This is a genomic window from Flagellimonas sp. (genome assembly GCF_965233845.1).
Lineage (GTDB): Bacteria > Bacteroidota > Bacteroidia > Flavobacteriales > Flavobacteriaceae > Flagellimonas.
Genome location: NZ_OZ247584.1, coordinates 3,646,920 through 3,665,982, shown reverse-complemented (window position 1 = coordinate 3,665,982; position 19,063 = coordinate 3,646,920). Strand labels below are relative to the sequence as shown.

Sequence of the window (19,063 nt, the reverse complement as noted above, 5' to 3'; positions counted from 1 at the left end):
GGTTTTTCATAATTTAAAGTTTGGTTGGTTATTTAGGAAAAGCCCAGTTTTTACACTGGGCTTTTTTTATACATACTATTTTGGAACAAGATTTGTTTATGTAATAGTAAGTTAACCTGCTAAACATGTGATTTTACTAATTTTATGACGACAAAATAGTTATGAAAAAGTTTTTTGCCCTTATAATCTTATTGCTTTTAACCCCTATGACAGTAATAAGCCAATCTCCTGCATACAAGAGTGGGGAATGGTTAAAATTTCGAATTCACTATGGTATTCTCAATGCGAGCTACGCCACTCTGCACCTAACTTCTGACACCATAGAAAAAGTTCCCGTATACCATGTGGTGGGTTTGGGAAAAACCACTGGCTTTGCCAGTATTTTCTTTAAGGTGGATGATAGATATGAGAGTTACTTTGGAAAAAATGACGGTAAACCATACCGATTCATCCGTAAGATCAGTGAAGGCGGATATACCCGAGATGTGGAAATCGACTTTAAATATGACCAGGACAAAGCCATTTTAACGGACAACAAAAATGGGAAGGTCATGGACATTCCGGTACACAAGGAAGTGCAGGATTTGTTATCGGCCTCCTATTATCTGAGAAACCGATATGGGCTGGATGATTTTGAAGTGGGCAAGTCCATTGATTTGGATATGTTGTTTGATGATGAGGGAATTTACAAGTTCAAACTAAAATATTTGGGAAAAGAAGTGATTCGCACCAAGTTTGGCAAGGTAGAATGTCTTAAATTTAGGCCCATTGTACAATCTGGCCGTGTATTTAAGGAAAAAGAGAGCCTTACCCTATGGGTTTCCAATGATCTCAACAAAATTCCTATACGTATCAAGGCCGATTTGGCCGTTGGTTCCCTAAAAGCGGATTTGGATGGTTACAACGGATTGCGAAACCAGTTTAAAATAATAATGAGATAGTAGTTAATGAGGAATGATGAGCGAATTGAGTCCCAAATCAATAAGCTTGAAGAGAAGTACAAAAATTCTGGACAAGACCTAAGTTCCTACCTAGACGGACTCCTTTACCAAAAATATCTTACCTACTGGGATTATATCCATTTAGACACCTTATTGAGTATTCAGGTGCCGCGTACCCATTTTCCCGATGAGGAGATCTTCATCATGTATCACCAGATTACGGAGCTTTATTTTAAGCTCATTTTGCACGAGCAAAAGCAAATCGTAGAGGATAGGTCCCAAGATGTGCAATATTTCATTGAAAAGGTCAATAGGATAAACAGCTATTTCAAGGCACTCATATCCTCTTTTGGAATCATGATCAAGGGGATGGAGCGTGAACAGTTTCTCCGATATCGAATGGCATTGCTTCCGGCCAGTGGGTTTCAATCTGCCCAATATAGAATGATTGAGATCTATGCAACACCATTGGAGAATCTCGTCCACCATACCGAACGGGACTCCTTTTCAGCGAAAAACAGTGTTGAAGAGCTTTTTGAGCATATCTATTGGAAAAAAGGAGCCACTGATTTAACCACCGGAGAAAAAACACTTACCCTTAAACAGTTTGAGTTTAGGTACACCCCCCGCCTATTACGAATATCCAATCAGGTGAAAGAAAGTACTATCTATCACAAGTACTTACAATTGCCCGAAGAGCACAGAAAAAATGGGCAGTTGATCAAGTCCCTTAAAGAGATGGATGTCAACGCCAATGTAAATTGGCCCTTGATGCATATGGGCTCTGCCTATAGATATTTGGCCAAGGAAAACAAGGAGGTTGATGCTACCGGAGGAACCAATTGGAAAGACTTTTTACCCCCAAGTTTTCAGAAAATAATATTTTTCCCAACTTTGTACTCGGAAAATGAGCTGGACACATGGGGAAAACAGTGGGTTGACCACATTTTTAACCCGGCAAATAAAAGATAGGAATGCAGAAATTTTTTGGGGCAATTCTCGCATTGATGGTACTGGTATCCTGTAAGGAGAAACAGGAATTGGTACAACAACTGGAGCCGGCGGAACCGGTTCAAAAGCCAATTGTAAAACGCTTTGGCTTCAATTTGGAGGAATTCAATGTGGTTTATGATACCATACAAAAAGGGGAAACCTTTGGCGAACTTATGCTCAAGAACAAGGTGGATTACCCCAAGATCATTCATATTGCGGAAGAGTACAAGGATACCTTCGACATTAGAAGAATAGACAGGAAACCCTATGTGTTGTTAAAATCCAAGGACACTTCTGAATCAGCTCAAGTCTTCATTTATCAAAATGACAAGATTAATTACACGGTTTTTGATTTTAGGGACAGCACGGCCAATGCCTATAAGGGAAGAAGAAAGGTAAATTCAGTGGAGCGCGAAGTTGGTGGGGTAATTGAGAACAATCTTTCTGAAACCTTGGATAACCTTGGCGTTGATTACAACGTGACCATTGATCTGTCTGAAATTTATGCGTGGACTATAGATTTCTTTAGATTGGAAAAAGGGGACAAGTTCAAGGTAATTTATGACGAACATTTTATCAACGATTCCGTATATGCCGGACGTGGACCTATAAAGGCAGCACTGTTTGAACACAAGGGTAGGCCCATATTCGCATTTCCGTATGTAACGGATTCGCTCAAAAACATTTTGGATTACTATGATCAGGAGGCCAACAACCTGCGTAGCACCTTTCTACGTGCCCCAATCAAGTTTGGATATCGTTTGTCTTCCCGCTATAACTTAAAGCGAAGAATTGCCTATTATGGGTACAAAGTAAGACCGCATAAAGGAACGGACTACGCTGCTCCAATTGGAACACCGATCATTGCCACGGCAGATGGTACGGTTACAGAATCCACCAGAAGAGGAGGTAATGGCAAATATGTAAAGATTCGGCACAATGGCACCTATAGTACCCAATACCTGCACATGAAAAAGCAGAAGGTGAAGCGAGGGGAATTTGTTCGCCAAGGCGATGTAATTGGATGGGTTGGGATGACCGGAAATACGGGAGGCCCCCATGTCTGCTATAGATTTTGGAAAAACGGAAGACAGGTGGATCCGCTTAGGGAAAAGTTACCTGCTGCAGAGCCCATTGCTGACTCCTTGCGAACCGATTATCTAGCGCACATTGATCCTTTAAAAACCCAGTTGGATTGTATTGAATATATCCTCCTACCCAAAGAAACCGAGGATTTGCTTGACTCTGAGCTTGAAGAAAACCAACTAACCCTTAACCCGTAAAATGGCATTACCCAAAATAAACCCTACTACCACCCAAGCCTGGAAAAAACTTCAAAATCATTTTACCCAAACCCACAAAACCCATTTAAGGGAGCTTTTTGCAAACGACTCGCAGCGTGGCACAAGGTTTAGCTTGCAGTGGGAAGACTTTCTGGTCGATTTTTCCAAGAATAGAATAACCCAAGAGACGGTTGATTTGCTTTTGGAATTGGCCGAGGAAGTAGGCCTGAAAAACTCCATTGACAGTTACTTCAAGGGGGATTTGATCAATCAGACGGAAGGAAGGGCTGTTTTACATACTGCGCTGAGGGCTCAAAAAGGGGATGAGGTTTTGGTTGATGGGCAAAATGTGGTCCCGGAGGTTTTTGGGGTTAAGGAGAAAATAAAGACCTTTTCCCATGCTGTGATATCAGGAGAAAAAAAGGGATTTACTGGTAAGGCATTTACCGATGTGGTCAATATTGGTATTGGAGGATCGGATTTGGGCCCTGTAATGGTCACCGAAGCACTAAAGTTTTATAAAAACCATCTGAACACCCACTTTGTCAGTAATGTGGATGGGGATCATGTGCACGAGGTTCTAAAAACCTTGGATCCAGAAACCACCCTTTTTGTGGTGGTGTCCAAAACGTTTACCACCCAAGAAACTTTGAGCAATGCGCTAACCATAAAAAAATGGTTCTTGGAGCACGCTTCCCAAGCCGATATTGCCAAGCATTTTGCAGCGGTTTCCACCAATCAGGAAAAAATTGATGAATTTGGGATAGCCCAGGAAAATGTGTTCCCCATGTGGGATTGGGTAGGAGGCCGTTTCTCACTTTGGAGTGCAGTTGGACTTTCCATTGCGTTGGCCGTGGGGTACGATAATTTTGATGCACTACTATCAGGGGCCAATCAAATGGATATCCATTTTAAGGAAGCACCATTTGCAGAAAACATTCCGGTTGTTTTAGCATTGTTGAGTGTTTGGTACAACAATTTCCATGGTGCCGAAACCGAGGCAATTATTCCATATACCCAATACCTAAATCGTTTCTCGGCTTATTTACAACAGGGAATCATGGAAAGCAATGGTAAGAGTGTGGATCGAGCGGGCCAACGAGCCAATTATGAGACCGGAACCATTATTTGGGGCGAACCGGGAACTAACTCGCAACACGCTTTTTTCCAACTTATCCATCAAGGAACCAAATTGATCCCAACGGATTTTATTGGATTCAAGGAATCCCTTCATGGGGATGTGGACCATCACAATAAATTGATGGCAAATTTCTTCGCACAGACCGAAGCCTTGATGAACGGTAAAACAGCAGAGGAAGTCAACGTTGAATTGCAAGCACAGGAATTGTCCCAAGAACAAATGGAAACCTTACTTCCGTTTAAGGTTTTTGAGGGCAACAAACCCACCAATACCATTCTAATTGACAAACTAACTCCAACGAGTTTGGGAGCTTTGATAGCCCTTTATGAGCACAAAATTTTTGTTCAAGGAATAGTTTGGAACATCTTCAGCTATGACCAGTGGGGCGTGGAATTGGGCAAGCAATTGGCCAAGAATATTTTGACAGATATTGAGAATTCAGGAATTGGCAGTCATGACAGTTCAACACTTCATCTTCTTCAACATTTTAAGAAGTAAATTAGCGGGTTAGCATTCTTCGGGAAAAAAGCTAAATACTTCTTTGTCAGCTCATTTTAAATGTTAATTTTATATTAATATTTTAGCTTTTTCTTAACTTTCCCTTAATCGGGATAACTTGGAAATACAGCACTTTTGCAGGGCTATTTAAACTATTTAAACACTAGAAAATGAAAACAATTTACTTGGCATTTGTGGCTATGCTTACATCAACCATGGCATTTTCACAAGTTACCATTACCGGTCAGGTAGTGGATGGCGAACTGGGAACAGGGCTTCCTGGAGCGAGTGTGGTGCTTAGGGGCACGGACAACGGAACATCAACCGATTTTGACGGTAATTTTACACTGGAAGCATCAAGTAACTCAGGTACTTTGGTGATTTCTTACATTGGATTTGTTTCCAAAACCCTTTCTTTTAACGCTGCAGGGAGCGTAGGAACCATCTCATTGCTTCCTGATGCGGAAGAGCTGGAAGGCGTTGTGGTTGTGGGAACTGGAATCATAGATTTGGCGAGTGATAGACAAACTCCTATAGCAGTGTCATCGGTACCGATTAAGGTAATCCAGGAAAAAATAGGGACTCAGGACGTGACCATGACCTTGGTGAACACCCCTTCTGTTTATGTATCTGGTCAAGCAGGTGGATTTGGAGATACCAATATGAGGGTGAGAGGTTTTGATCAGGATAATACTGCCTTTCTTTTGAACGGGCAACCCATCAACGGTATGGAAGATGGATTGATGTACTGGTCCAACTGGTCCGGTCTTAACGATATTGCTTCCGGGGTTCAGATTCAAAGAGGTCTAGGTTCTTCCAAGCTTGCGATTTCATCGGTTGGGGGTACAGTGAACTTTGTGACCAAGGCAACCGAGATGAATGAAGGTGGATTTGGTTACACCACAGTGGCCAACAATAATTATCTAAAGACTTCTGCTGGATATAACACTGGAATCTCTGAAAAGGGGTGGGGTGTTAGTGCTATGTTCTCCCACTGGCAAGGTGATGGTTTCAACGAAGGAAACTATGGAGAAGGTCAAACCTATTTCTTATCTATTGGGTACAGACCCAGTGATAAGCATAATTTCAACTTCTTGATTACGGGTGCTCCACAGTTTCATGATCAAAACTTTACCAAACCCATTGCCGATTATTTGGAGTACGGAATGCAGTACAACAACAACTGGGGTACATACAATGGGGAGTACTTGACAGAAAGAAGAAACTTCTACCACAAACCAGTATCTAACCTGAACTGGGACTGGAACATCAATTCCACAACCAGCTTATCCACTGTGCTTTACGCCTCTTGGGGTAACGGGGGTGGAACTGGTGACCGTGGCAATAGAATTAGAACGGATGAAGGTAGAATAGATTATGAAGCTATTTATGCCCAAAATGCGTTGGTGCCTAATGGAGCCGGGGTATACTTTGGAGCGGATGACGCTTACATTACAAGAGCTTCCATGAACCTGCACAGCTGGTATGGGTTAATTTCAAACTTGGAAAAGCAACTTTCCGATAACCTTACTTGGAATATTGGTTTTGACCTTAGAACTTACTACGGAAAGCACTTTAGGGTAGTTTCCAACTTCCATGGATTGGAATCTTGGAGAGAAAATATTCGACTAAGAGACCAGAACAACAACCATGACACTTTTGGAGGTTTTGGAACCTACAAGTTTGTGAACGCTACGGAAAGCTTTAGACCTTCAGGTTGGTCCGCAGCCTTCAACAGCTATGATGAAACTGAGAAAATTGCTTACAACAACGAGGAGCGTATTTCGTATGGTGGTTTGTTCACACAGTTGGAGTATGCCACCGATCAGTTCTCAACCTTTTTCCAAGGATCTATTTCCAATCAGTACCACCAAAGGTTTGATTTATTCCAATATGCCGATCAATCCCTTATTGACGGAACATCTCCACAAGGTACGGGTGAGCCATTACCGGCTGGAATCACTGATGGGGTGGATTCTGAAAAAGTAAACAACTTTGGATTTAATGCCAAGGCAGGCTTTAGCTATAAGCCCACTACCCAACACAGCTTCTATGCCAATGTTGGATACTATAACCGTCAACCATACCATGACAACATCTACCTAAACTTTACCAATCAGGTAAATCCATTGACCGAGAACGAAAAGATTTTTGGTTTGGAAGGTGGATATGGTTTCAGAACCAATGTTTTCTCCGCTAATGTTAATGTGTACAGAACTTCTTGGAAAGATAGGGTTGTAACCAGCTCTGATGTTGTGGACGATGTAGTACAGTTTACCACAAACTTTGGTACAGAACAGTTGCACACCGGAGTTGAATTTGATGCCAAAGTAAGACCCAATGATGTAATTTCATTTAATGCATTTGCCTCCATCGGTGATTGGAAATACCTAGGAGAAGCGGTTACCCAGGTTACTGATGAAGAGCGTAACGTAATCAGCACGGAGAACAACGACTTTGATGGTGGCAAAGTGGGTGGTGCTGCCCAGCTTTCAGGTGGACTTGGGGTAAACGTTAGGTTTAATGACATGTTTTCTTTTGACTCCGATTTTAGACACTACGACAACCTCTATGCCGATGTGGGTGCTATCAAGGAAAACTTGCAATTACCTTCGTACAGCCTGGTAGATGCTGGATTGACTTTCACCATTCCAGTTGGAGCTGAAAAAGCCAACAGATTGAAGGTAAGAACCAATATGAACAATGTTTTTGATACTGAGTACATTTCAAGGTTGACAACTGCCAATATGGTTGAGGCAGGAGACGAAACCTATGATGGTTTAAATGTCTCTAACCGAGGTTATTTTGGATGGGGTAGAACTTGGAACTTGACGCTGAGATACGATTTCTAACAGCTGTTCCTTATAATATCAAACCCTCGCCAAAGGCGGGGGTTTTTTATTTGCAAAATCCGTACTTTTAGGATTCACAAATTCAACTCATGGAAATTCTAAAGAACCTGCATTCCTATTTCGCTTATATTGTTTTGGCCATTTTAATTTTGGCCTTCGTAAATGCTCTTATGGGGCTTTTGGGCAAAAGAGAGTTCGCCATGCACAAAGATTTAAGAATAAGTCTTTTTGCCCTGATCTTGACCCACATTCAATTGCTAATAGGCCTTATCCTTTACTTTGTATCCGCCAACGGACTCCAGGCCATACAGACCTTGGGCATGGGTGGCCTTAACTCCGCAGCCCGTTTATTGGCCGTGGAACACCCTTTTATCAACATCTTGGCGGTGGCTCTGATCACCATAGGATGGTCCAAGCATAAGAAAAAAGAAACCAGTAACGCCAAGTTCAAGAGCATTACCATTTTTTATGGATTGGGATTGCTTTTTATCCTAAGCCGTATTCCTTGGGGACAGTGGTTTAGTTAAAACTGTCATTCCAGTGGCTGCATGCAGCCAAAAGCTTTAGCGGTGACGCATAGCGGGGATCTTTTCACTTTTGGCCTAAATGGTGACGTAGTTGTTCTCCGATATTATCAGGTGGTCCAAAACTTCTATTCCCAGGATTGCAGCTGCTTTGGTAATTCGTTCCGTGAACAAAATATCTTGTTCGCTTGGGTATAATCTTCCAGAAGGATGATTGTGGCAAAGAATTATTTTTTTGCATTTTTTGGATACAGGTAGACTTAGAATATCTACTGGTTCAGCAATGTTTCTGTTACTGATTCCAATGGTGACCAATTCAATATAATCTATGTCGTTGGCATTGTTTAACCCTACAGTCCAGAAATACTCCTTTTTGCGATGAAGTTTATTCTGCCGCCATAATATCTTGAGCATAATACGGGCGATATCGTCTGTCCCAGAAATATGCTTGTCCTCGTCTTTTGGTAATCTCACGGTCATGGGCTAAAGATAGAAAAAAATGGTACCGTTGGTTGGAAAGCTGTTTTTCCATAACTTTATCTTGATTTTATAGCATAACCCTTTGCGCCTAGCGCATAGGGTTTTTGTGTTTTAATGGGAATGATATTCCTGTGTCCAACCTCTATTCAACCTCACGGTAGCGTATCTATTAATTAAATATAAAACCATGAGAATCTTAACCTATTTATCCTGTTGTGTAGCAGTCATTTTACTAATTGCCTGTTCAGGAGGGTCTTCAACAAAAGACATTACCCAATCCCCCTATTATTGGCCACCTATGGAAATTGACACCACTAAGCTTTTGAGCCAAAAATTCTTCAGCGAAATCCACAAAAACAACCTGGGACGCTATGTTTTTGCCCATGAAACTATAGATAGGGAGTGGGAGGACGAAGGCAAATTTGTTACCACCTATGATATGTCCAAAATGGATAAGGAACCCCTGTTCTGTAGATTGTTCATCAACTACAATGTGGGTCCGGCAGAAATTTTTAAAAGGTTTTCCGTAAACCCTGGAATACCAAGAAATGCCCATTTGAGGTACGACTATTTTATTGACAGCCTACAGGCGGATTATTACTACAATTACAAAACCTCCAAAGAAGAAAGGGGTTGGGAATCTGTAAGATATCCAGTTTTTGAACCCAGTGTTTTTCCTAAAGAAGAGGGAGAAAATCCAACAATAAGCATACAGCAGGCCCGCATTTGTGAAGCCTTGTTAAAGCATCAAGGATATATAAAGTCAAAAAAGGACAATTCCGTGTTGCTGGGGTTACGATATTCTTTGGCAGATGGCAGTTCTGGTGGAGGATGGATGCACAAAAAGACCTTGCCCCTAGCCGAAAAACAAATACTCCTGACCAATGTGGACGAAGGCCTGGAATGGATTAGCAAAATTCCAAACTACAAGGTTCCAGAGCCTTTTGAGCGAGATAAAAAATTGGAAAAAGAGGCCTTGACATTAATGCAAAATCATGCCAGAAATAGTGGCTGGAAAGAAAAGTTCAGAAAGGCAATAAAAACCAGCGATTATCGCATTAAACGAAATAAATTTTCAGGTGTGATTGAAGGTCGTACAATTACCTTTGCCCTTATTGCTGAATGGCCTGACGGTTCATGGACCAGCCAGTATTTCAATACCTATCAGGTTCATGAAGGAGGAAATGATTTTGGAGGCCTTAGTTACCATGGTACAGGAGACCAACATTTAATTTGGGGTGGTGCTGTTGATCTATAGAACCTTAGCTTAATTCTCCTCTTTTATCAAAAACAAATACACCGGAAAATGGTCGCTGTACCCTCCGGTGTAGGTTTTACCCGAGTAGGTGCGTTTGGGATAGCCCTTATATTTTCCTTTTTGGGTTTTAATTAATGAGGGAGCAAAAATCTGGGCTTGCCAAAAGAAAAACCCGGCTTCATTTTCGTGGACTAGGTTGGGGGTTATAAAAAATTGGTCAAAAAGGTTCCATTGGTCTCTGTAAGCCAAAGTTCCCAACCCTCTTTTGTACATTTTCTCCATAGGATTAAAAAGGGAAAGACTGTCCAACTTGGATACCGTTCCTTTGGTTCTTAGTATCCTTTTTAAACTATGGTCTCTGGGATCATCATTAAGGTCACCCATGGCAATGATCTTGGCATTGGGGTTCAGCTCTCTTATGGAATCCATGATTCTCTTGTTAAGCAAGGCAGCCCTAGCCCGTTTGGGCTGGCTTTTGGTGGCGCCACCCCGTCGGGAAGGCCAGTGGTTCACAATAAAATGTAGTTCTTCCTGATCCATTAAACCGCCAACAACAAGCTGGTCCCGGGTATAATCCCGTTCCCCCATTTCATCAAACAAAAGCAGCCTATGGCTTTTAAAGGAGGTGGGGATAAAAGCCGATTTTTTATAGAGCAAGGCTACGTCAATGCCCCTGGCATCAGGAGAGTCAAAATGAACAATGCCATAATCCTTTGCTTGTAAATTGGGATGATTCACCAAATCTTCCAGTACCCCTTTATTTTCCACTTCACAAAGTCCTAGAATGTCAGGTGATGTCCCGCTTTTTTCCTTGCCCAATTGGGCCATGACCTGCGATATGTTCTGAATTTTTGCCTCATAGCGATTTTCCGTCCAATGATAGGCACCTTCAGGGGTGCGGTCATCATCAAATATCAAGGTGTCGTTGGTGGTGTCAAATAGATTTTCAACATTATAAAAAGCAACAGTTCTGATTTTGTAGCTCGCTTCATTTTGTCCCCATAGACAAAACGGCAATAGTAGGAATGAGTAGGTTAAAATTTTCATTTGGGTTTTGTTTTCTGTACTAAAATTACTAAGATTGTTCGCTTTTCTTACAAAACATTTAGTAATAACCCCAAATTTTATTCTGATTAACCTACAAAGGCTAACATATGAGAACAGCCATGTTCTTTGTGCTGCTATGCTATTCCAACCTCTTATTTGGCCAGCACAGTATAGAAATTTCAGGAACCATAAAAGATGGGTCAAACCAAGTTCCTGTTTCGGGGGCTTCTTTAAAAGTAGAAGGATTTCAAAAAGAATATCATACTGGGGTTAATGGTAGTTTTACCATTGTTCTGAATTTTAAGGAGGATTTTATAATTCATATATCGGCACCTGACTACTTGCCCAAAAAATTCGAGCTTTTTCTTGAAGGCGAAGCTATTGATTTGGGAGACATTTTTTTAGAAAAGGATATTACCCTGGAAAAAAGTGACAATCTCATAACCTTGACAGATAACGAACTTTCGGATGAGGAAGGTTTACTTTCAGGATCTATGGGAATGTTGCAGTCCACTAGGGATATCTTCCTTACCCGAGCAGCATTTGATTTTGGACAGGCATTTTTTAGGATTCGTGGATATGATTCCCAGGAGGGGGAAGTATTGATCAACGGAATCCCTTTAAACAAAATCTGGGATGGAAGACCACAATGGAACAATTGGGGCGGACTCAATGATGTAATTCGAAATCAGACGTATACCCAAGCCTTGGAAATAAACCCAAATACCTTCGGTGGAATCTTGGGAAACACCAATATAGATATAAGACCTTCTGGATTTAGATCAGGTCTGCGAGTTTCCAGCTCCATGTCCAACAGGACTTATAAGAGCAGGCTAATGGCGACCTACAGTTCAGGCCTACTGGAAAGTGGTTGGGCCTACTCCCTTTCCGCTTCCAGAAGATGGGCTAATTCGGGCTATGTTGAAGGTACTTTGTATGATGCCCACTCCCTTTTTGGCGCTCTGGAATATAAATGGAACAACAAAAACAGTTTGGTCATAAGTACAATTATGGCAAACAATAGAAGAGGTAGGTCAGCAGCACTGACCGAGGAAGTATTTGCCTTGATGGGGAACCGCTACAATCCGTATTGGGGAACTCAGAATGGGGAAACTAGAAATTCAAGGGAACGCAAGATTTTTGAACCCATGTTCATGGTCAATCACTTTCTTCAATCCAATAAAATGAATTGGACTACGGGAATGATGTATCAGAATGGTAGCGTGGCAAAAGATAGACTGGCTTACTTTAATACACAAAACCCTGACCCTACCTATTATAAATATGTCCCCAGTTATCATATCAATGGTTCTTTTGGTGCCGATTTTGCCAATGCAAACTTGGCCAAGGAAGCTTTATTAGATCATCCGCAATTGGATTGGGAACAAATTTATGCGGTGAATAGCAATTCCGTGGATGAGGCTGCTTCCTATGTGCTTTCTGAAGATGTACAGAACGAAGAACGGTTCATATTTGCGAGCAATATGCAATTGGATTTAGGTAGGAGTTTGGAATTGGGTATAGGTGCCAACATAGAAGTTTCGGGTATCCAGAATTATGCCAACATCAAAGATTTACTTGGAGCCGAATTTCTAGATGACAGCGATTCCTTTTCATCTACTCGGAACGATGTTTTTGGGAATCCGGCAAAAACCGAAGGGGATAGGATTGGCTACAACTTTGAATTGGATTCCAAAAGACTCAAGGGGTTTGCACAATTGCAGATCAAAAGAAAAAAATGGAATGCATTTGTTTCAGGAGCACTGTTTCAATGGAATGCGCAACGGAATGGATTGTTTCAAAATGAGCGATATCCCGATACCTCAATAGGTAAAGGGGAGGAAATTTCCTTTGGGGGACTAAACGCAAAATCGGGAATGACCTACTTCTTAAACGGGAGGCATTGGATAATGATAAATGGTGCAAAAATCAATCGCGCTCCATCACTTCAAAACCTATTTATTAACCCAAGAGAGAACAACTTAATTGTTCCTGATATTCAAAACGAAGCTATATCCACAATTGATGTTGGTTACCATGTCCGGTTACCAGATTTAAAAGGTCGCATTAGTGCTTTCTATACCAGATTTCAACACGCAACGGATGTCAATTTCTTTTTCGTGGATTCAGGCCTGGGCTCGGATTTTGTTCAGGAAGTGGTTACAGGTTTGGACAAGTTGCACAAAGGCTTGGAATTGGGTTTGGAGTATAAGGCCTCCAACGAGCTTAAACTTTCCGTGGCGGGTAATTTAGGCAGCTGTGTATACGCCAGCGACCCGGACATTCAGCTCTATTTTGATACTGCTGGCAATGACGAAGACCTAATTAACAACGAAGGGAAGGTGCAATTGGGAACAGCCAAAATAAAGGGGTTGAAATTGGCTCAAGGACCACAAACAGCACTATCACTTGGAGTAGAATACAGAAGTCCAAAATATTGGTGGCTGGGGACGACGGCAAATTTTATGGATCAAAGCTATGCAAACCTAAGTACCATAAAGCGAACCCAGAGTTTCTTGTTGGATCCTGACACACAGGAACCGCTTTCAGATGTTACCCCTGCCGATGTTGAAAGATTGTTAAAACAACAAAAGTTGGATGAGATTTACCTATTAAACCTGGTAGGAGGAAAGTCTTGGTTGGTGAACAAGAAATATATAAGTGCCTTTTTGAGCGTGAACAATGTATTTGATTCCGTATTCAAGACTGGGGGATATGAACAGAGTAGGAATGGAAATTATGGGCAAATGCTACAAGATAATTTAAGTGGAACCCCATCTTTTGGCCCCAAATATTGGCACAGTTACGGCAGGACTTACTTTTTAAATCTTGCTATAAACTTTTAAAGATGGGCAAATGAAAATGAAAGTGAGGATTGTTTTAAAAGGGTTGGTCGTATCAACAATAATTTCAGCCTGTGTTCCGAATACCAATTTCGAAGTACCACAACCGAACTGTGATAAAGTTATGTCTGCCAACACAACGTTTCAGGAATTGGAAGAGATGTATTCTGATGAAACATTTCAGATACAAGAGGATTTGATCATTGAGGGTTATGTCATCTCTTCAGATGAAGCAGGTAACTTCTTCAATGAGGTATATCTACAAGATAAGACCAAGAATCCCACAAAGGGGCTTCTTTTGGAAGCGGAACTAAGTCCTGCGCACCTATATTACCCGCTTGGCACTAAAGTGCTTGTCAAGCTAAAAGGATTGTTTTTTGGAAAGAGTGGTGAAACCTTGAGGCTTGGCAGCTCGTTTACTTCCTTTGGCAATGTTTCCGTAGGGCGATTACCCGCTTTAAAAGTTCAAGACCATCTTATAGCTACATGTGATGAAAATGGGCTGGTCGAACCCTTTCCAATGACTATTTCGCAGTTAGATCAGGCTGGGTTAAATACCCTGATCAAATTGAATGATGTGGAATTTGGTGAAGAAGAACTTGGCCTAAACTATGCCGAACCCCAAGAGGAGACCATCCGAGCTCTCCAAGATTGTGAGGAAAACAAAATAGAGTTATTGACCAGCGGCTATGCCGATTTCCAGGAAGTGCAGCTTCCAGAAGGCAAGGGAAGTATCACTGGGATTTTGAAAAAAGAGGGCACAAAGTATCAGTTGGTTATTAGGGATACCACAGATTTGGATTTTACCAACGACCGGTGTCCAGAGATCATAACCGAGTTTACATCCAAGAATATTTTCATTTCGGAATTGGCAGATCCAGATAATAATACGGGTGCCCGTTTTGTGGAATTGTACAACTCGTCCAGTGAGCCACTGGATTTGAATTTGTGGACCTTACGCAGATACACCAATGAAAAAACAGAGGTAAGTTCCTCTGTTGAGTTATCAGGTTATACCATAGCAGCGAAAAGCACCCTTATAATTTCCCCCAATGCAGAAGAATTTGGACTGGTTTATGGTTTCCCTCCTGACTTGAGCGTTTCTACCAATAGCCCTGCAGATTCCAATGGAGATGACAATCTTGAGCTTGTGGATCCCTTCGGAAGCATAATTGACGTCTTTGGCGTGGTGGGCGAAGATGGCTCAGGCACCAATCACGAATTTGAAGATGGCAGGGCACTTCGCAAGCCAGAAGTAACCCAAGGAAACCCCATTTACAACTTTACGGAATGGATCATCCATAACGACTCTGGAGGGGCCGGGACCATAAACCAACCTCAAAATGCCCCAGGAGATTATACCCCTGGCCAGTTTAACTAAAAAGGCTTATACCCAAACTTCTGCCCTCCAACAGAAGCATCGGCCATAAGGCCAGCTTTGGGCAGGGCAAACACGGCAACACCATCCTTATATTTGGCATTAAAGGCAATTCCAGATTTCAGGGCAACCGCACTGGTTTCCGCAGCAAATTGGAATTTTCCTTCTTTAAAACGTTCCAGGTCAACCGCGGTTTCAAAAAAGATAATCTCAATAATGGCCTGTCCACCGGCTTGAAATCCCACGTTCAATTTTTTCAGATTGGCCATACCTACTACTTCTCCATTTTCATAAACAGCACCATTTCCAGAAGCACCTCCAATTATAAATCCACCTTTGCCCACGTTGGGGAAAAGCACGTAGCCGGCAGAATTGTCAAAGAATCGCTGTAGACCCCTATCGGCTTTCAAAAGGGTTTTTTTGGCCCGTTTGGCATCATTGATGATCTTACGGTCTTTTTTATTTTGGGCTGTAGCGGTAAATGCGAAGAGCATAAGGGCCACCAAGGCAAAGGATTTAAATAGTTTCATGTTCCTGTTCTTTTTTATCCAATCAAAATTAAAAAATAAACCCCGTCCAAAGAGGAAGGGGTTTGCCAATAATTGTTAAACATTGAATCAATCCACATTGGAAGGGAAAAGCTTATGCGCCATCACCTCCTTCATTTGGTTGACATGTCGTTCTGTATGGCCGGACATAAACAGAATCAGCTGAACCCCGTCAATGGTTCCAAAGGGTAAATCGCTACTGTAAAGATTTCTTAGGTCATCTTCTGTGCTTTCCATATAGGAGATGTGCTCTTCCCTTTTATCCATAAAGGCCTGTAAGGTTTCCGCGGGGGTTCCAAATTTCCCAGAAGGCTCAAAAGGTTCGGCGGTTTTCACCTTGTTGGAACGATCTAAGATGATTCCCATGAGCTGTTCGTCATTCATTTTTACGGAGTCCTTCAAAGCAGGGTTGGGGCCAGCGGCCACAGTTTTTTGGATAAGTCCCCCAAAAGCATTTTCTGAAATGGTCAGGTGCTCCACGCAATCTGCAATGGACCAAGCACCTTCTTCCGGTTTAAAGGCTAATTGAGCCTGGCTCAACCCTTTCAAAACTTTGGACATTTGATCCCGAGTTTCCTTAAGGTGTTTAATCACTTTCTTCCGATCATCGTTGGAAAGTTTATTGGTATCAGCACTGAAGCTAAATAATATCAGCGCAACTAAAGGCAAAATCAATTTTTTCATGTGTGATGGATTTTAGATTACTGTAAGCACCTATGTTATATGGACGTTTAAAGATAATCCAATTGGACATCTTTATGAACATATGTCATCCGGAGTTAACAGGATTAATTCAAAAATAATGTAAATTTTCGCCGCTTAAGGGGTCATTTCTGCCAAAATGTGGTCTAAATTGGGAAATTGGGAAGAAAAATATCAAATAAGTATAAATAGATAATACTTATGTTTTAATAGTATTTTAATATGAATTATCTATTCTTTGGAAAGCAGATTTCCTATCTTTATGAAGGTTAAAAAATCACATTAAAACAACATACTATCATGAGCAAAGAATTAGCTAGTTCAGCAGGAAATGGAATGGACGAGGGCATGTGTCCATTTCTTAACGGAACGCTGAAACAAGGAGCTGGAGGGGGAACCACCAATCGCGATTGGTGGCCCAACCAACTTAATTTAAACATCCTTCGCCAGCACTCCAATCTGGCGGATCCCATGGATAAGGATTTTGACTATGCCACCGAGTTCAAATCCTTGGATTTGGAAGCTGTTAAAAAAGACCTTACCGACCTAATGACGGATAGCCAAGACTGGTGGCCGGCAGATTATGGCCATTATGGCCCATTCTTTATTCGAATGGCTTGGCATGCAGCCGGGACTTATCGTATTGCTGATGGCCGCGGTGGAGGTGGAACGGGTTCACAACGATTTGCACCCTTGAACAGTTGGCCAGACAATGCCAATTTGGACAAAGCCAGATTATTATTATGGCCTGTTAAGCAGAAATACGGCAAGAAAATTTCTTGGGCCGATCTTTTGATCTTGGCAGGAAACGTTGCCCATGAATCCATGGGACTGAAAATGTTTGGGTTTGCTGGTGGCCGCGAAGATATTTGGCAACCAGAAGAAGATATTTATTGGGGTTCTGAAGCCGAATGGTTGGGCAACAAAGCAAGGTATAATGAGGACGGAGAGCTGGAAAAGCAATTGGGTGCTGCCCATATGGGATTGATCTATGTAAATCCAGAAGGACCCAATGGGAACCCTGACCCTATTGCTGCTGCGCATGACATAAGGGAAACCTTTGGCAGAATGGCAATGAACGATTATGAAACCGTGGCTTTGATAGCCGGGGGACATACGTTTGGAAAGACGCATGGAGCTGCCAGCGATGCCGAATATGTGGAAGCTGAACCTGCTGGGGCCTCTATTGAAATGCAGAGCATGGGCTGGAAGAACAACTTTGGTTCTGGAAAAGGAAGCGATACCATCACCAGTGGTATTGAAGGAGCCTGGACGGATACCCCTGTTCAATGGAGCCATAAGTTTTTGGAAAATCTTTATGCCTACGAATGGGAATTGACCAAAAGCCCTGCTGGAGCCCATCAATGGAAACCTAAAGATGGAGCCGGAGCCGGAACTATTCCAGATGCACATAATCCAGAGAAAAAACATGCGCCTTTTATGCTGACAACGGATTTATCGTTGCGTATGGATCCAGAATACGGGAAAATCTCCAAACACTTTTTGGAAAATCCAGAGGAATTTGCCGACGCTTATGCACGAGCATGGTTTAAACTGACGCATCGCGATATGGGACCGGTAAGTCGTTATTTGGGCTCGGATGCACCCAGCGAGGAATTGATTTGGCAAGATCCTGTTCCTGCCGTTGATCACGATTTGATCAATGATGGAGATATCGCGGAATTGAAATCCAGGATTCTTGACTCTGGGTTGTCTATTACCCAATTGGTATCCACAGCTTGGGCATCTGCGTCTACTTTTAGAGGATCAGATTACCGAGGAGGAGCCAATGGGGCACGAATCCGTTTGGCACCACAAAAGGACTGGGCAGTAAACAACCCAGCCCAGTTGTCCAAAGTTTTGGAAACCTTGGAAAATATCAAGAATGACTTTGGAAAAAAAGTTTCCCTGGCTGACTTGATCGTTCTTGGAGGTTGTGCGGCTGTTGAAAAAGCGGCCAAGAATGCAGGCCATGACATAACCGTACCTTTTACCCCCGGTAGAACCGATGCTTCTGCCGAACAGACAGATGCAGAATCTTTTGAGGTCCTGGAGCCAGTAGCGGATGGTTTTAGAAACTATTTAAAAGGAAAGTACTCCGTGAAATCAGAAGAATTATTGGTTGATAAAGCCCAATTGCTTACCCTAACCGTTCCTGAAATGACGGTATTGGTCGGCGGAATGCGGGTCTTGGATACCAATGCTGATAAATCCCATCATGGGGTGTTCACCAATCGTTCAGAAACCTTGACCAACGATTTCTTTGTTAATCTTTTGGATTTGAATACCACATGGTCTGCAACTTCTGATGACGATGAGGTGTTTGAAGGACATGACCGCAAGACCGGGAATTTGAAGTGGACCGGGACCAGGGTGGATCTTATTTTTGGATCCAACACAGAGCTAAGAGCCATTGCCGAAGTTTATGGAAGTAGCGATGCCCAAGGGAAATTTGTGGGCGATTTTGTTTCCGCATGGAACAAAGTCATGAACTTGGACCGATTTGACCTTGCGTAAGAAAGGTCTTCAATAGAAAAGGAAAATTAAACCCAAAAGACTGTCACACCCACCAGGG

General features: G+C 42.2%; 14 protein-coding genes. 10 read left to right on the top strand and 4 right to left on the bottom strand.

Annotated features, from left to right (window positions below; genetic code table 11):
* Window positions 1–206: 206 nt before the first annotated feature.
* The 6 genes from ACO6S0_RS16295 to ACO6S0_RS16270 all read left to right on the top strand — a co-directional run bounded on the left by ACO6S0_RS16295 (window position 207) and on the right by ACO6S0_RS16270 (window position 8,235).
* Window positions 207–941: a DUF3108 domain-containing protein gene (locus ACO6S0_RS16295; RefSeq protein ID WP_422349372.1), complete on the top strand. Its 735-nt coding sequence runs from the start codon at window positions 207–209 to the stop codon at window positions 939–941.
* A 6-nt stretch (window positions 942–947) separates the two neighbouring features.
* Window positions 948–1,913: a tryptophan 2,3-dioxygenase family protein gene (locus ACO6S0_RS16290; RefSeq protein ID WP_422349371.1), complete on the top strand. Its 966-nt coding sequence runs from the start codon at window positions 948–950 to the stop codon at window positions 1,911–1,913.
* A 2-nt stretch (window positions 1,914–1,915) separates the two neighbouring features.
* Complete coding sequence (locus ACO6S0_RS16285; protein WP_422349370.1) at window positions 1,916–3,217, top strand: M23 family metallopeptidase; 1,302 nt, start codon at window positions 1,916–1,918, stop codon at window positions 3,215–3,217.
* A 1-nt stretch (window position 3,218) separates the two neighbouring features.
* Window positions 3,219–4,856, top strand: coding sequence for a glucose-6-phosphate isomerase (gene pgi, locus ACO6S0_RS16280; protein WP_422349369.1), 1,638 nt, complete (start codon window positions 3,219–3,221; stop codon window positions 4,854–4,856).
* 170 nt (window positions 4,857–5,026) lie between these two features.
* Window positions 5,027–7,708 carry a TonB-dependent receptor gene (locus ACO6S0_RS16275; protein ID WP_422349368.1) on the top strand — a complete coding sequence of 894 codons (2,682 nt, stop codon included), beginning with the start codon at window positions 5,027–5,029 and terminating at the stop codon, window positions 7,706–7,708.
* A gap of 89 nt (window positions 7,709–7,797) precedes the next feature.
* The gene (locus ACO6S0_RS16270) at window positions 7,798–8,235 is read left to right on the top strand and encodes a hypothetical protein (RefSeq protein WP_422349367.1); all 438 of its coding nucleotides are present in this window, start codon (window positions 7,798–7,800) and stop codon (window positions 8,233–8,235) included.
* Window positions 8,236–8,310: 75 nt separating this feature from the next.
* Here the strand turns inward: ACO6S0_RS16270 and ACO6S0_RS16265 are convergent, their stop codons facing one another.
* Complete coding sequence (locus tag ACO6S0_RS16265; RefSeq protein WP_422349366.1) at window positions 8,311–8,712, bottom strand: JAB domain-containing protein; 402 nt, start codon at window positions 8,710–8,712, stop codon at window positions 8,311–8,313.
* Window positions 8,713–8,899: 187 nt separating this feature from the next.
* Between ACO6S0_RS16265 and ACO6S0_RS16260 the strand changes: the two genes are divergently transcribed.
* Window positions 8,900–9,970: a hypothetical protein gene (locus ACO6S0_RS16260; protein WP_422349365.1), complete on the top strand. Its 1,071-nt coding sequence runs from the start codon at window positions 8,900–8,902 to the stop codon at window positions 9,968–9,970.
* Between the two features lie 9 nt (window positions 9,971–9,979).
* Here the strand turns inward: ACO6S0_RS16260 and ACO6S0_RS16255 are convergent, their stop codons facing one another.
* Window positions 9,980–11,017 (bottom strand): endonuclease/exonuclease/phosphatase family protein, encoded by a 1,038-nt coding sequence (locus ACO6S0_RS16255; protein WP_422349364.1) that lies wholly within the window; start codon window positions 11,015–11,017, stop codon window positions 9,980–9,982.
* Between the two features lie 107 nt (window positions 11,018–11,124).
* On the opposite strand from ACO6S0_RS16255, the gene ACO6S0_RS16250 reads away from it, so the two are divergent.
* Window positions 11,125–13,863 carry a TonB-dependent receptor gene (locus ACO6S0_RS16250; RefSeq protein ID WP_422349363.1) on the top strand — a complete coding sequence of 913 codons (2,739 nt, stop codon included), beginning with the start codon at window positions 11,125–11,127 and terminating at the stop codon, window positions 13,861–13,863.
* Window positions 13,864–13,984: 121 nt separating this feature from the next.
* Window positions 13,985–15,241, top strand: coding sequence for a DUF5689 domain-containing protein (locus ACO6S0_RS16245; protein WP_422349362.1), 1,257 nt, complete (start codon window positions 13,985–13,987; stop codon window positions 15,239–15,241).
* Here ACO6S0_RS16245 and ACO6S0_RS16240 read toward each other — a convergent pair.
* Both ACO6S0_RS16240 and ACO6S0_RS16235 read right to left on the bottom strand, forming a co-directional pair.
* Complete coding sequence (locus ACO6S0_RS16240; protein WP_422349361.1) at window positions 15,238–15,768, bottom strand: hypothetical protein; 531 nt, start codon at window positions 15,766–15,768, stop codon at window positions 15,238–15,240. The two genes, ACO6S0_RS16245 and ACO6S0_RS16240, sit on opposite strands and share 4 nt — an antisense overlap.
* Window positions 15,769–15,855: 87 nt before the next feature.
* Window positions 15,856–16,470, bottom strand: a complete 615-nt coding sequence (locus ACO6S0_RS16235; RefSeq protein ID WP_422349360.1) for a DinB family protein — start codon at window positions 16,468–16,470, stop codon at window positions 15,856–15,858.
* A gap of 318 nt (window positions 16,471–16,788) precedes the next feature.
* On the opposite strand from ACO6S0_RS16235, the gene katG reads away from it, so the two are divergent.
* Window positions 16,789–19,005: a catalase/peroxidase HPI gene (gene katG, locus ACO6S0_RS16230; RefSeq protein WP_422349359.1), complete on the top strand. Its 2,217-nt coding sequence runs from the start codon at window positions 16,789–16,791 to the stop codon at window positions 19,003–19,005.
* Window positions 19,006–19,063 lie beyond the last annotated feature (58 nt).